General features: G+C 46.5%; 10 protein-coding genes. 7 read left to right on the forward strand and 3 right to left on the reverse strand.

The window, feature by feature from the left end; genetic code table 11:
• Nucleotides 1–391: 391 nt before the first annotated feature.
• The 3 genes from HMPREF0670_RS12160 to HMPREF0670_RS12170 form a co-directional block, all read right to left on the reverse strand.
• Nucleotides 392–1,474: a trypsin-like peptidase domain-containing protein gene (locus HMPREF0670_RS12160; RefSeq protein ID WP_009231453.1), complete on the reverse strand. Its 1,083-nt coding sequence runs from the start codon at nucleotides 1,472–1,474 to the stop codon at nucleotides 392–394.
• 1,529 nt (nucleotides 1,475–3,003) lie between these two features.
• A complete protein-coding gene (locus HMPREF0670_RS12165) occupies nucleotides 3,004–3,336 on the reverse strand; it encodes a hypothetical protein (RefSeq protein ID WP_009231454.1) in 333 nt (110 codons plus the stop codon).
• A gap of 15 nt (nucleotides 3,337–3,351) precedes the next feature.
• Nucleotides 3,352–3,732 (reverse strand): hypothetical protein, encoded by a 381-nt coding sequence (locus tag HMPREF0670_RS12170; protein ID WP_157579638.1) that lies wholly within the window; start codon nucleotides 3,730–3,732, stop codon nucleotides 3,352–3,354.
• A gap of 311 nt (nucleotides 3,733–4,043) precedes the next feature.
• On the opposite strand from HMPREF0670_RS12170, the gene guaB reads away from it, so the two are divergent.
• The 7 genes from guaB (at nucleotide 4,044) to HMPREF0670_RS12205 (ending at nucleotide 14,191) form a co-directional block, all read left to right on the forward strand.
• Nucleotides 4,044–5,528 carry an IMP dehydrogenase gene (gene guaB, locus HMPREF0670_RS12175; protein ID WP_009231456.1) on the forward strand — a complete coding sequence of 495 codons (1,485 nt, stop codon included), beginning with the start codon at nucleotides 4,044–4,046 and terminating at the stop codon, nucleotides 5,526–5,528.
• 104 nt (nucleotides 5,529–5,632) lie between these two features.
• Nucleotides 5,633–7,057 (forward strand): peptidylprolyl isomerase, encoded by a 1,425-nt coding sequence (locus HMPREF0670_RS12180; RefSeq protein WP_009231457.1) that lies wholly within the window; start codon nucleotides 5,633–5,635, stop codon nucleotides 7,055–7,057.
• A 29-nt stretch (nucleotides 7,058–7,086) separates the two neighbouring features.
• On the forward strand, nucleotides 7,087–8,544 hold the full coding sequence (locus HMPREF0670_RS12185) for a peptidylprolyl isomerase (RefSeq protein WP_044078253.1): 1,458 nt from the start codon (nucleotides 7,087–7,089) through the stop codon (nucleotides 8,542–8,544).
• Entirely contained in the window at nucleotides 8,541–10,418 is a 1,878-nt protein-coding gene (locus tag HMPREF0670_RS12190; protein WP_044078254.1) for an OstA-like protein, read from the forward strand. The genes HMPREF0670_RS12185 and HMPREF0670_RS12190 overlap by 4 nt, the downstream gene beginning before the upstream one ends.
• Nucleotides 10,419–10,556: 138 nt before the next feature.
• Entirely contained in the window at nucleotides 10,557–10,865 is a 309-nt protein-coding gene (locus HMPREF0670_RS12195; RefSeq protein WP_044078255.1) for a hypothetical protein, read from the forward strand.
• Nucleotides 10,866–10,953: 88 nt separating this feature from the next.
• Complete coding sequence (mutL, locus tag HMPREF0670_RS12200; RefSeq protein WP_009231461.1) at nucleotides 10,954–12,777, forward strand: DNA mismatch repair endonuclease MutL; 1,824 nt, start codon at nucleotides 10,954–10,956, stop codon at nucleotides 12,775–12,777.
• Nucleotides 12,778–13,039: 262 nt separating this feature from the next.
• Nucleotides 13,040–14,191, forward strand: coding sequence for an OmpA family protein (locus tag HMPREF0670_RS12205; RefSeq protein WP_044078256.1), 1,152 nt, complete (start codon nucleotides 13,040–13,042; stop codon nucleotides 14,189–14,191).
• Nucleotides 14,192–14,725: the final 534 nt, after the last annotated feature.

Consider the following 14,725-nt stretch of genomic DNA (forward strand, 5'->3'; position numbering starts at 1 on the left):
GAATTAGACCAATGATAATGCACCGAAATGGACAAATGCCCCTAAGCTTATTTACTTTAAACTCATTTCCACGCAAGTTGCAAAGTGAGGTAGTGTTTTAGGTATCGTGTGTTAGTGAGTGAAAGATGGTTGGTAAGTGCAAAGCACAAAACTATGTGCTATCCATAGTCTTAAAGGCATTTAGCTGCATTATCTTCCGTGTTTTGTGGTTACACGCCGCCGTCTTTACTTTTGGGGTTTGCCTATATCTCTCATACTTGCCAATGCAACATTTAGTTCTACATGAGATTATAAACAAACTCTCTAATAGAGACTGCAACATTGAACTTGTATTCAATGAGAATATCATTGAACGGAAATGTCCCAATGTTTAATGCACAATGAACACAAACTAACGTAAGAAAGTTACGATTCTAATCAGAGGAATTCCAAAGTTAAAATTGTCGCTACCATTGCTCTTAGCGAAATTAACGGCAACTAAACGGCCCCTGTCGTCAACAATGGGTGAGCCGCTGGAACCAGGCATTGATGGTATACTATAAGTGACACGCTTGCCGTCGGGTTGTTGAGTAACCGTCCCGCTGGTGAATTGGGCGCATATGCCGTTGTCGGTCTTGGCAAGAGCCATGCCGTAGTTATAGCCGATCATGTAGACTGCTTGGTTGATTTCAAGTTGATTGTCGAGTGTTGCCATGGAATTATCTATGGTGAAGATATAGTGTCCTGTGGGGGTTTCCTTGCTATCAAGCTGCAACAGGGCGAGGTCAGAGTAGGCATCTTCAGAGACACGTAGCATTGAGCAGGGCGTTTTCATGAAGTCATCCCACGAGTTTACATTGCTGCCGTCATAGGCAATACCAAACCGAGAGTGCAGTTGTATAGAGAAATTGTCGTTTAGAATGTTGTTCCACACACTGTTTTTTAAGTTTTCCGCCTCAACATATTGCTCTTTAAGGTTTGCTATCTCTTGTTGCAAATAGATGATTTCCTCATTGCTCAGATTTGTATAGCTCTCGCCCTCGTCATCTTCGTAGGTGTTCTCTTGGGCGTATTCTTGTATGGCCGAATAGCGTTGGTTCATTGAATCTTGCAGTGATTGGATGTATCGCGCATAGTCCTCAATGATAGCATTAACATTGTTTTTCACGGTTGTCTTATCCACAGATGGAGCTACCACATGTCTGTTGGTAAGTATGCGACCAGTATTGTCAATAAAAGCTCCTGTACCATTCAGTATTCCTGGATGTCTTTTGATGTCGTCAAGGTTACCTGTAAGGTTGATGAAATTACCTTTGTCGTCAAGGCCAGAGAAATAGAGATGTTTACCATTGAAAAGCGTGATGTCGTAATAGTACTCATTGCAGATGAGAACTACTCCTGATTTCTGTTCATTGAAAATATCTTGTGGGTCTTTTTTACAACCTGTCAGAATGAATAATAGAAGAAGTGCAAATAAAGAACGAGAATGTTTCATAGACGAAAAGTTTTTGGTTTACAGTTACAAAATTACAATATTTTTCTTGAAAACTACAACTTTTTACAACTTAATTGCAATATGTTTGCAATGTGCTTATGTCTATAGGCCGTTAGTCTTTATATTAAATTCATAGTGAAGTCTAGTGTTCTTGTTTGTAATGTCGCGAGTCTATTTAGTGTCCTGTTTCTTCTTTAACGTGCCAATAATTAAGCGCATTGACCTACTGAACAGTGGCTGGCCTTTACTATTATGAACTACTGAGTCCTAGATTACGTTTGGTTGTCTTGACTTTTGATATTTCTATAAATTGAGAAGGGGTGTTGTTTTTGTGCTGTAAAACTAAGATAAACACTCTTCTACATGTGCGAAGAACTTAACAAAGGCATTGTAATCTTTGAAATTCTTTGGTTTCTTTATTTGTGGCAAAATGTGGTTATGCCTTGAAAAGGGAATGAACTCGCAAACTTGTCAAAGTGAAGAGGCGGAGTTAAAGGAGAAAGTAGTAAAGGAGTAAGTGGAATGCCAAATATCTGTCCGCACTATGATGCCCCCCTCTTGTTTGCTCGTTAACTTGCCTACTCCTCAACTCACAACCTCACGAACCAACACGCTCGTCAATTCGTTAACATGTCAACTCGTTAATTTGAAATTCTGTCAACTTTTCAGTATAGATTTTAACATTCTGAATGGCCTTTTTGCCAGCCAACGGCTCATCTTGCCGCAAAAAATCGATTCTCGCGAGGGTTTAGTTTGGTGCAAAAAACGGTCAGTTGTACATACACTCAGAATGAATTTTTATTTAAACATACCGCCACTAACACCCGTTTTTGGGCGATTTGCAGCTAAATGCGATGCGTTTTGGTGCTAAATGCACTGCGTTTTGATGCTAAACGCAAGGTAAAATGGTGCAAAATGCAGTGCGTTTTGCTGCTAAATGCAAGGTGAAATGATGCAAAATGCAGTGCGAAATGGTGCAAAACGCGAGCTGGAAAGCATAAAAATACACTGCAATGGTATAAACAAAACCTTTTAGAACCATGAAAAACATGGCTGAAAAGGGCGAATTAGTTGTTAGAAAGCTAGATTTTATGGTCTAAAAGCGAGTAATTGGGCGTACGGAATAATGGGTTGGCGGCCAAACTAGAAAGACAAAATGGTGCAAAATACGGCTTTTGTTCTAGAAAATAGACAAAACGAAAGAGGTGGAAGACTAGAAATAGTGACTATTTGGCTGCTTTTTAACCTTAATTTTCGCTAGAACGGAGTGAAAATCGGAGTGGTGTTGTAAAATAAAATTTAAGTTTTTGAGTTTGTAAGTTGATGAGTTGGTGAGTTTGCGAGTTGATGAATTGATGGGTTGATGAGGTTGTGAGTTGAAGATAGTTGGTAAAGGCAAAGCACACAACGGACCACCCTAGTAAGACGAGTTTGAAATGCAACGAGAGCTTTTGTGAAATACGCCAAAAGAAAGCGGCAGCACCGTTAGAGGAACTGCCGCTTGCCTAGTATGTCTTTTTGTTGAATTATCAGATGCTCAAAAGGAAATTGGAAAAGTCTTCTATCGAAGTCATGTCTACCGTTTTAACATCGGCTTGTGGCCTAACACGTTTCTTTTTCCTTCCTTTCCATACCACCTCCATCATCTTCTTTACATTCCCTTGGGCGTTAATAAACTGTACATTGGGGTGGTCTAGCTGCAAATTGTAGAGTTCGTCGGCGAATGAGCGAGATATAAAAGTAACTTCCGCCATGTCGATGTCGTAGCATCCGTCTCTTGCTATTGCCTCTTTCAAAGCTGCAATAGGTATTCGCGAGCGAACTTCTGCGCCAATAATGTCTTTAACTCTTATTTTACTCATACTTTTAAATGTTTATTATTCTACATAGTTGTAAAAGCTAAATCCGCTGGGAGCGGTTAAAGGGACTTTTAACAAAATGATAGTTCCATTCCATCTATATTCTTCTGGGATGTTAGCTGGTACTATACCATTCTCGTCGTGCCTATAAAAGGCTGTTCCCGACAGCATGAAAAATGCTCCTCGCAGGCCGTTCACTATCATCTCTCTAGACTTAGATATGCCATATCCTCTGTTTTCTGCGCCTGGTCTGTCTTTTGTTGAGAACCCCTCGTTGGCTATTCTTAATGCTTCTGCCTCATTCGTTCCGATTTCGTTGATGTATTTATTTGTGTCAACGTAGCTACCATATATCGTCTTTCCGCAGTCGGCGATGGTGATATATAGGTCTTTCTTCACTTTTGGCAAAACAAATACCCATGTTCACTTTCTGCAAAGATACCGATTGCTTCACCATATAACAAATAATACGTGTAGTTTAACACAAGAATAAGACAGACAATATACTCAACAATCAAACAAAATCTGCACTGGGTCTATAGACTGATAAGGGTGTAGCATAAACGTACCAAATTCGAAGGGATTTTAGGCTGTGGGCCAATGTTATGTTGCCGAACATGCCTTAATAAATAAGAAAAACGCGGCAAACCATCAGCTTTGTGGAATTTTATTGCTAAATTTGCATGCAATAAATTTCTAAATTCTCCACTATGTCATCATTTGTTGCAGATAAAATTGTGATGGACGGCCTTACATACGACGACGTCCTGCTCATACCCGCTTACTCCGACGTGCTGCCTAAGACGGTAACGTTGAAAACAAAGTTCTCTCGGAATATCGAATTGAACATCCCTTTCGTTACGGCTGCTATGGATACTGTAACCGAGGCGGCCATGGCCATAGCCATAGCACGCGAAGGAGGCATCGGCGTGATACACAAAAACATGTCTATTGAAGAACAAGCGCACGAAGTGGCCGTGGTGAAACGAGCCGAGAACGGAATGATTTACGACCCCGTTACGATACGGCGCGGGCGTACGGTGAAAGATGCGCTCGACATGATGCGCGACTATCATATCGGCGGAATACCCGTTGTTGACGAAGACAATTGTTTGGTGGGTATCGTTACCAATAGGGACTTACGCTTTGAACATCGACTAGATAAGAAGATTGACGAGGTGATGACGAGCGAAAACCTTGTGGTGACACATCAGCAGACCGACTTGGCGGCCGCCGCACAGATACTGCAAGAAAACAAAATTGAAAAGTTGCCCGTGGTGGATGCCAACAATCGCATCGTGGGACTAATTACATATAAGGACATTACCAAGGCAAAGGATAAGCCTATGGCCTGCAAAGACGAGAAAGGACGATTGCGCGTGGCCGCCGGTGTGGGCGTTACGGCCGATACTTTGGACCGCATGAAAGCCCTTGTTGAGGCTGGTGCCGACGCGATTGTTATCGATACGGCGCACGGACATTCGAAGTATGTGGTGGAAAAGCTTGTCGAGGCTAAGCGCGCATTCCCCAATGTAGACATCGTTGTGGGTAATGTGGCCACTGGCGAGGCTGCAAAACTGCTGGTGGAACATGGTGCCGACGCCGTAAAGGTGGGCATCGGGCCTGGCTCTATCTGCACAACACGTGTGGTGGCAGGTGTGGGCGTACCCCAGTTGAGTGCCATTTACAGTGTGTTTGATGCGCTTAAAGGTACGGGCGTGCCACTTATCGCCGACGGCGGACTGCGCTATTCGGGCGATGTGGTTAAGGCTTTGGCCGCTGGTGGTAGCTCGGTGATGATTGGTTCGCTGGTTGCCGGTACGGAAGAAAGCCCTGGCGAAACGATTATCTTTAACGGCCGAAAGTTCAAAACCTATCGTGGCATGGGATCGATGGAGGCTATGGAGCAGAAGAATGGCTCGAAAGACCGCTATTTCCAAGGCGATACGTTGGAGGCAAAGAAACTTGTTCCGGAGGGTATTGCAGGCAGGGTGCCTTATAAGGGTACGGTGCAAGAGGTGATTTATCAGCTCATTGGCGGCTTACGTTCGGGCATGGGCTATTGTGGAGCGAACGATATTCTTGCCCTTCACAACGCTAAGTTCACCCGAATAACCAACGCGGGCGTTCTGGAAAGCCACCCGCACGACATCACCATCACGAGTGAGGCACCCAATTATAGCCGTCCTGAATAACCAATCACATGTATATATAATATAAGGTGTAACTTCTCGCCGTGCGCGGCTTTGTGCCAATAATGCCCGCCGGCGAGAAGTTTTCGCCGCTTAACCTATAACTAATGATACGTAGAGCCTTGTCTGTGGCATTGATGTTTTGTGCTTTCGTGGCACACGCCCAAGACGACCCCACCATTATGACCATTAACGGGCGGCCCGTAAGCCGTTCGGAATTTGAGTATTCGTATAACAAAAACAACACGGATAATGTTGTAGATAAGAAGACGGTGGCTCAGTATGTGGAGCTCTTCGTAAACTATAAGTTGAAGGTTGAGGCCGCACTTGCAGCCCGACTGGATACCACGCAGGCCTTTCGCAACGAGTTTGCCGACTATCGCGACCAGCAGGTGCGCCCCTCGTTCGTTAACAACGACGATGTGGATAAGGCTGCACGACAGCTATACGACGACACAAAGCAGCGCATTGAGGGGCAAGGCGGACTGATAAGGGTGGCGCACATTATGTTGTTGTTGCCCCAAAAGTCGGCCAAAGACTTGCAACGCCGCGCCGAACAGCGCATCGACTCCATTTATAATGCCCTTAAACGCGGGGCCGACTTTGCGGCATTGGCCCGTAAACTGTCTGACGATAAAGGTTCGGCGCAACAAGGTGGCGAACTGCCTTGGCTGCAAAAAGGTCAAACGCTGAAAGAGTTTGAAGACGCAGCCTTCGCCCTCAAGCCGGGCGAGATAAGCAAACCCCTGCTTTCGCCAGCGGGTTACCATATCATTAAGATGATAGAACGGCGCAGCTTTCTGCCTTACGACTCGGTAAAGGCCGACATCTTTGCCTACATCGAGCAGACAAACATGCGCGAACAAATTATCGACAACAAGCTGAACGAATTGGCTAAGGCATCGCCTACGCCCCGCACAACGGCCGACGTGCTAGAAGAACGCGCACAAGCAATGCAAGCAAAGGACCCAGCACTGAGGTTCCTTATTCAAGAATATCACGACGGGTTGTTGCTTTACGAAATAAGTAACCGCACTGTTTGGGAGAAAGCGGCGAAAGACGAAGAGGGTTTGCGCTATTATTTCAACAAGAATAAGAAGAGATATGCCTGGGACAGTCCGCGATTTAAGGGCATTGCCTGCTACGCCAAGAGCAAGGCCGACTTGAAGGCGGCAAAGAAAAAGGTGAAGAATTTGCCCTTTAACGAATGGAACGAGGCCCTAAGGAAGGCTTTTAACAACGATTCTACCATCCGCATAAAGGCCGAACGGGGCGTGTTTAAGCTTGGCGACAACCCTGTGGTGGACCGCGATGTCTTTAAGCAAAAGGTTGCAATAAAGGACGATGCCAACTTCCCCATTGTGGGCGTGATAGGAAAGAAACTTAAAGCACCCAAGGAAATGGACGATGTAAGGGCACTTGTTGTGGCCGACTTCCAAGAAACATTGGAGAAAGAATGGGTGAAAGACTTACGAAAACAATATAAGGTGGAAGTGAACGAGGCGGTATTAAAGACCGTGAACAAGCACTAAACGCCCCGATAACGACATATATAAAAACGATGAGAACCAACACGAAGATATTCTGCGGCCTGTCTGCAATGATTTTGACTGCCGCCATTTCTGCCAATGCCAAGCAAGGGTTGGCTACAAAGGTTGCTGAAAACGATAGTACTGCAACTGCAACCAATAAGCCCGTGAAAACCGAACCAGCCGTGCCAGAGTCAAGCGTGGTTGACGAAGTTATATGGGTGGTGGGCGACGAACCCATACTGAAATCGGACGTGGAGGCCGCTCGCTTGCAGGCCGAAAACGAAGGACACAAATTTAAAGGCAACCCCGATTGCTCCATTCCCGAACAATTGGCTCTGCAAAAGCTTTTCCTTCACCAAGCTGCCATCGACAGTTTGGAGGTGAGCGAGTCGGAAATTTCACAAGGAATTGAGGAACAGATAAACTATTGGATACAGCTGATAGGTTCGAAAGAGAAACTGGAAGAGTATCGCAAACAAACCATTTCGGAGATGCGACAAGCAATGCACGACGACTATAAGAACAATCGCCTTATCGCCATGATGAAAGAAAAGTTGGTGAGCGATGTGAAAGTGTCGCCTGCCGATGTGCGCAAGTACTTCAAGGACCTGCCTGCCGATAGCATTCCTATGGTTCCTACAATGGTAGAGGTGGAGATTATCACCCAAAACCCAAAGGTGAAGACCGAGGAAGTGAACCGTATTAAGGACCAATTGCGCGAATATACCGACCGCGTAACCAAGGGAGAGACAACTTTTGCAACCCTTGCGCGCCTTTATTCGGAAGACCCAGGCTCGGCAAGACAAGGTGGTGAGTTGGGCTTTACGGGTAGAGCGGCCTTCGACCCGGCCTTCGCTGCCGTGGCTTTCAACCTTACCGACCCCAATAAGATTTCGAAAATCGTTGAAACGGAGTTCGGTTATCACATCATACAGCTTATCGACAAGCGCGGCGACAAGATTAACGTGCGCCATATCTTGCTGAAACCGCGCATCGCACAAGACGACATCGACCGTTCGAAAGCGCGCCTCGACTCCATCGCCAGCGACATAAAGGCCGGTAAGTTCTCGTTCGAAGAGGGGGCAACGTTCATCTCCGACGACAAAGACACGAAGAACAACCACGGACTAATGGCCTACACCGACAGGGAGTCGCGCTCGCTGTCGTCTAAATTCCGCATGGGCGACTTGCCCACAGAAGTGGCGCGCGAAGTGGAAGGCATGAAGGTGGGCGACATCTCTAAGCCTTTCCAAATGACCAACGCACGCGGCAAAACTGTTGTGGCCATCATCAAGTTGAAGAATAGAGTGGACGGACACCGCGCAACCATCACCGAAGACTTCCAAGTTATGCGTAACGTGGTGTTGGCCAAAGAGCGTGAGAAGAAGTTGCACAACTGGGTGGTGAACAAGATAAAGCAAACATACGTTCGTATGGGCGACCGCTATAAGAACTGCGACTTTGAATATCAGGGATGGATTAAATGAGATTAAAACCAATATCGACATCTAATGGCGATAGGCATAGCGGCGTTTTATGGGCGGTGCTATGCCTTTTTGTGCTATGCTTGCTGCCTGCGCTTGCCCAAAAGAAGGTGAAAACGGCAGCACCGCAGACCGACGACCGCGTATATCTAGTGCACTCGGACGAGCTGCGCTACGACCAATTCGGGCCTGTTCCCGATGCTCAAATTGTGAAAGGAAAGGTGCAATTTATGCACAAAGGGGCGCGAATGTGGTGCGACAGTGCCTATTTTTACCAGCAAACAAACTCATTTCGCGCCTTCGGTCATGTGCGAATGGTACAGGGCGACACGCTTTCGCTTACCTGCGAGCGTGCTTTTTACGATGGTCAGGCACAGATGATGGAGGCTCGACAGAACGTTTGGCTGAAACATCGTGGGCAAACACTCAACACCGACAGCCTTAATTACGACCGCCTTTACAACAACGCTTACTTCTTTGAGGGCGGAACGCTCACCGACAAGAACCAAAAACTGGTGGCCGATTGGGGACAATACAACACCCAAACGCGCGAGGCCGTGTTCTATTATAACGTGAAAATGATTGAGGGCGACCGCGTTATCACCACAGACACCTTGCACTACAATACGCAAAATTCGATGGCTCACGTGCTAGGTCCGTCGAAAATAACCTCTAAAACTGGTGTGATAGAAACGCGTGATGGCTATTTCGACACCAAAACGAGCAAGTCGAAACTATTCGGAAGGTCAACTGTTAACGATAAATACAAGACTATTACGGGCGACAGCCTTTATTACGACGACAAGACGGGCCAAAGCGAAGGCTACGGCGACGTGATATATGTGGACAAGAAGAATAATAACAGCTTGCTTTGCCAACGTTTTAAGTATAACGAAAAGACGGGCGTGGGGTGGGCCACAGGCAAGCTTCTGGCTAAGGACTATTCGCAGAAGGATACGCTTTATGTGCATGCCGATTCGGTGAAACTTTTCACCTATAACATCAATACCGACTCGGTTTATCGCCTTGCACATTGCTTTCGCCATGTGCGCGCCTATCGAACAGACGTACAGGCCGTGTGCGATTCGATGGTGGCAAACTCTAAGGACTCGTGTCTTACCATGTATCGCGACCCCATTGTGTGGAATGCCAACCGCCAATTGTTGGGCGAAGTGATAAAGATATACATGCAAGACAGTACTGTTCGCGAGGCACACGTGCTGGGTCAGGCGCTCTCTGTGGAGCAAATGCCCGACTCTGTGCACTTCAATCAGCTCTCGTCTAGGGATATGTTTGCTTATTTCGTCGAAGGCAACGTTCGCCGCAACGATGCCGTGAGCAATGTGCGCTCCATCTATTATTCGGTAGATGAGAAGGACAGCACGCTTATCGGACTAAACTATCTCGAAACCGACACCATGCGAATGTATATCTCTCCGCAACGAAAATTAGAGAAGATATGGACAAGTCGGTTCGAGGCCACGCTCTATCCAATGACCCAAATACCGCCAGGGAAAGAACGATTGGAGGCGTTCGGGTGGTTTGATTATGTGCGGCCACTTAATAAAGACGACCTATACGAATGGCGTCCGAAGGCAGCAGGAACTGAATTAAAGAAGGTTCAGCCGCGAGTGTTGCCCAAGCAACGACTCGACGACGATGAGAAGAGTGGGGGAAACACCAACTCTGATAAAGAGAATACAACGGAGCAAGCCACAAAACAGCCGACAGTGGATGACGAAAACAAGACTGATGCAGCTGCAACAAAGACTAAGCCAGCTGTAAAGTCTAGTGCGAAGAAGGGCAGTAGTGCAGCAACTGCGAAGAAATCTACTGCCAAGAGCCGAACCACAACAGCCAACCCAAAGTCTAAGTAGGCTGTTGTCGTTAGGCGTAAGTGGGCGGACAGCCCCAGTATCGAAAGAAACACACGCGTTTTTGCCGACTTCTTTCAGCCTATTATTGGGGATGTTTGCCTGTGCAGTTTAGGCTTATCACGAACAAATAACGTGCCTATGGGAATGTTTTCAATGCGCAAACCGCGCAGGTTTCATCACGAATACATCTATGCCAACGACCGAAAACAAAGGTTGGAGGCCATAGAGCAACGTGCGAAAGAGGAACTAGGGCTGGCTGAGAAAACCGAGGAACAAAGCGTTTCGCCACGCGATGCCGACCGATTTCGGGGTGCGTTCACCCCATCTAACAGCCACTTGCACCGCCGTGGACAGTCTTATGGTGTGGCTTTTGGTAGTCGCATCTTCCTGCTCGTGGCCATCTTCCTGTTTATGGGCTACGTTCTATTTAGGTTACTCTTGGGCTAAGCCTATTGTTCTTAGGCTTATTTCCTTGGCACATTTTGCCGTTCGCCCCATGTAAACACACATATTATATATAAAGGAGAAACAATCAATGAGCGACGTAATACAACTTTTACCCGACTCGGTGGCCAATCAAATAGCGGCTGGCGAGGTGATACAACGGCCTGCATCCATCATTAAAGAGCTGGTGGAGAATGCCGTCGACGCAGGTGCGACACGCATCGACGTGAATGTTATGGATGCAGGTAAGACCTCGGTGCAGGTTATCGACAACGGTCGGGGCATGTCTGAAACCGATGCACGCTTGGCATTTGAGCGTCATGCCACGTCTAAGATACGTCAAGCGTCCGACCTTTTCGCCCTCAACACGATGGGTTTTCGTGGCGAGGCCTTGGCTTCTATCGCTGCTGTAGCGCAAGTGGAGCTTAAAACGCGCCTTGCCAGCGAAGAGATTGGCACGTCCATCTCTATCGCCGGCTCACAATTCACAGGACAAGAGCCTTGTGCTTGCCCCGTGGGGAGCAACTTTGTTATCGAAAATCTCTTTTATAACATCCCTGCCAGGCGCAAGTTTCTCAAATCTAACGCCACAGAACTCAACAACATCATCACCGCCTTCGAGCGCATAGCCCTTGTTTATCCCGACATCGCCTTTACGCTTCGCAGCAACGGAACCGAGGTGTTCAACCTGCCTTCGGTGGTTCTTAAACAGCGTATAGTAGACGTTTTCGGCAAACGCATCAGTCAAGACCTGCTCTCGTTCAACGTGGAAACGTCTATTTGTAAGATACATGGCTTTGTGGGTAAGCCCGAATCGGCACGCAAGAAAGGCGCACACCAATATTTCTTTGTGAATGGTCGCTACATGAAACACCCTTATTTCAACAAGGCCGTGATGCAACCTTTCGAACGATTGATGCCGCAAGGCGAGCAAGTGCCTTACTTCATCTATTTTGAAGTGAACCCCGAAGACATCGATGTGAACATACATCCCACGAAGACGGAGATAAAATTCGAGAACGAACAAGCCGTGTGGCAAATCCTTTCGGCTGCGGTTCGCGAGGCAGTAGGATTGTTTAACGATGTTCCCACCATTGATTTCGATACCGAAGGGCGACCCGATATTCCCGTATATAACCCCAATGAGAATGCGCCTGCGCCCAAAGTGAACTATAATCCGCACTACAATCCCTTTGACGATACGCCACAAGCAGCCTTACAAACCAAAAATAATAGTAGGTGGGAGGACCTGTATGCCGGCTTGAAAGCCGACGAAGAGGCCGACCTTGGGCTTTTTCCTGATGTTGGGAGTGGCGGGCAGAGTGGGGAGACCGAGCGGATGATTGAAGACAAATCGCCTGCTCATTATCAATATAAAGGTCGCTATGTGATGACCGCCGTTAAGTCGGGACTGATGGTTATCGACCAACACCGCGCCCACGTGCGTATTCTTTTCGAGCAATATCTTCGTCAGGTGTCTCAGCGTTCGGGCGCATCGCAGAAAGTTTTGTTTCCCGAAGTGGTGCAGTTCACGGCCACCGAAGACCTCATGGCACAGAAAATAATGCCCGACTTGCAAGGCTTAGGTTTCGAACTGACCGACCTTGGCGCGCGAAACTATGCCGTTAACGCCATTCCCGCAGGGCTAGAAGGCATCAATCCCGTGGCGATGATACGCGACATGGTGGCAACGGCCATGGAGAAAGGGGCTGGTTTGCACGACGAAATCAACGAGGCACTGGCTCTAAGTCTTGCTCGCAATGCCGCCTTGCCTTACGGACAAGTGTTGGGCAACGATGAGATGGAGAGCCTGGTCAACGCCCTCTTCACTTGTCAAAACGTGAACTATACGCCAAACGGACAAAAGATACTGGCCATTATGGCACAAACCGACTTGGAAAAGCTCCTTGGATAAAAGCCCTCAGCACATTCTAAAATGCTATCAATCAGGCCTGCATGCGTGTCAGCATGCAGGCCTAGCTTTTGCTCTTTAATGTTTTGTAATGCCATTTTGCATATTTGAGATAAATCAAGATTACAGCATAAAGTTAGTTAAAATCAGCATTTTCGCGCCAGACTATGAAAAAATAAAGAAAATAATCACTAACTTTGCAATGTATTTAGGTAGGTACAGAATTATAGAGAGAAGATATTTTTGCTTATTAATAAAATTAGTTATGAAAAAATTATTGATTGTATTGGCGCTTGCAGGGGTTTCTACTGCATCAATGGCGCAGGATTCTGATCCCGTACAAAAGTATAGCGTGGCTACCAATTCCTTTTGGAACAACTGGTTTATCCAGGTAGGTGGCGAATGGAACGCATGGTATTCTGACCAAGAGCATGGAAAGAACCTTCCCGTTAGTCCTTTCAAAAGCTTCCGTGGAAGCCCTAGTGCTGCTATTGCAGTAGGTAAGTGGTTTACTCCTGGCATCGGTCTTCGTACCAAACTGCAAGGTATTTGGGGCAGAACCGTTGTTGACGAGAACAAGCGTGAGAACAAGTACTGGAACCTTAACGAACATGTGCTCTTGAATGTGAGCAACATGGTGTGTGGTTACAACCCCAACCGCGTTTGGAACCTCATTCCTTTCTTCGGTGGTGGACTTGGTCGTACGATGACTCACGACCTCTATGCAATGAACCTCAGCGTAGGTGTACTTAACACTTTCCGCGTTTGCGACAGAATGGCTATCAACCTCGAACTTGGTTGGAACCGCTTTGAAGAAGACATGGACGGCAGATGGGGCAACACCATAGCCGATCCACATGTTAACCGTGGTTGGGAAGATAAGGACAACTTGCTGTATGCTGAATTGGGTTTGACCTTCAACTTGGGTAAGTCTACTTGGAACAAAACTCCCGACGTAGATGCTTTGAAGGCTCTATCACAAGCTCAGATGGACGCTCTTAACGCTCAGCTGAACGATGCTGCTTCTGAAAACGCTCGTTTGAAGAACATGTTGGCTAACCAACAGCCTGCTGAAACGAAGACTATTAAGGAATTCGTAACCACGCCGGTATCTGTATTCTTCAACATCAACAAGACCAACATTGCTTCGCAAAAGGATCTTGTTAACGTTCAGGCGGTTGCTAAGTATGCTAAGGAGAACAACTCCAACATCAACGTTGTGGGTTATGCTGATAGCGCAACAGGTTCGGTTAACCGTAACCAATACCTCTCTGACAAGCGTGCTGAGATGGTTGCCAATGAGTTGGTTAAGATGGGTATTAGCCGCGATAAGATTTCGACCGTAGGTAAGGGTGGTGTAGACGACTTGTCGCCTATCTCGTTCAACCGTCGTGCTACTGTTCAGATTGCTGAATAATTCTACGCGGAACATGTGATTACCAATAAGCTTTGGTAACACCAGAGAATAAAAGGGGGATGTGCCTTAATGGTACATTCCCCTTTTCGTTTTTTAATGAAGTCGTTTTTGACTTTTAATATTTCTATAAATTGAGCCGAATGCAGGACAAGCCAACTCACTGGCCTATAAACTCATGAAGGCCCAACAACTCCCGAAGACATCAACTCACAAATTCACAAACTCCGCAATTCACAAACTCCGCAATTCACAAACTCACCAGTTCAAAAATTCATCAGCTCAAAAAATCATCAGCTCAAAAACTCATCAACTCATAAGCTCACGAACTCATCAACTCAAAAACTTAAATTGTTATCTTTTATTTTACAATATCGCTCTAATTTTCGCGCTGTTCTAGCGAAAATATAGGCCATAAAGTAGGTAATTTGCCACTATTTCTAGTCTTTCGCGCCTTCCAATTTGTTCGTTTTAAAGAAAAAAGGCTGCATTTTGCACCATTTAGCCTTTCTAGTTTGGTTGCCAGTCCATTATTAT

It is taken from the genome of Prevotella sp. oral taxon 317 str. F0108, assembly GCF_000162415.1.
GTDB lineage: Bacteria > Bacteroidota > Bacteroidia > Bacteroidales > Bacteroidaceae > Prevotella > Prevotella conceptionensis.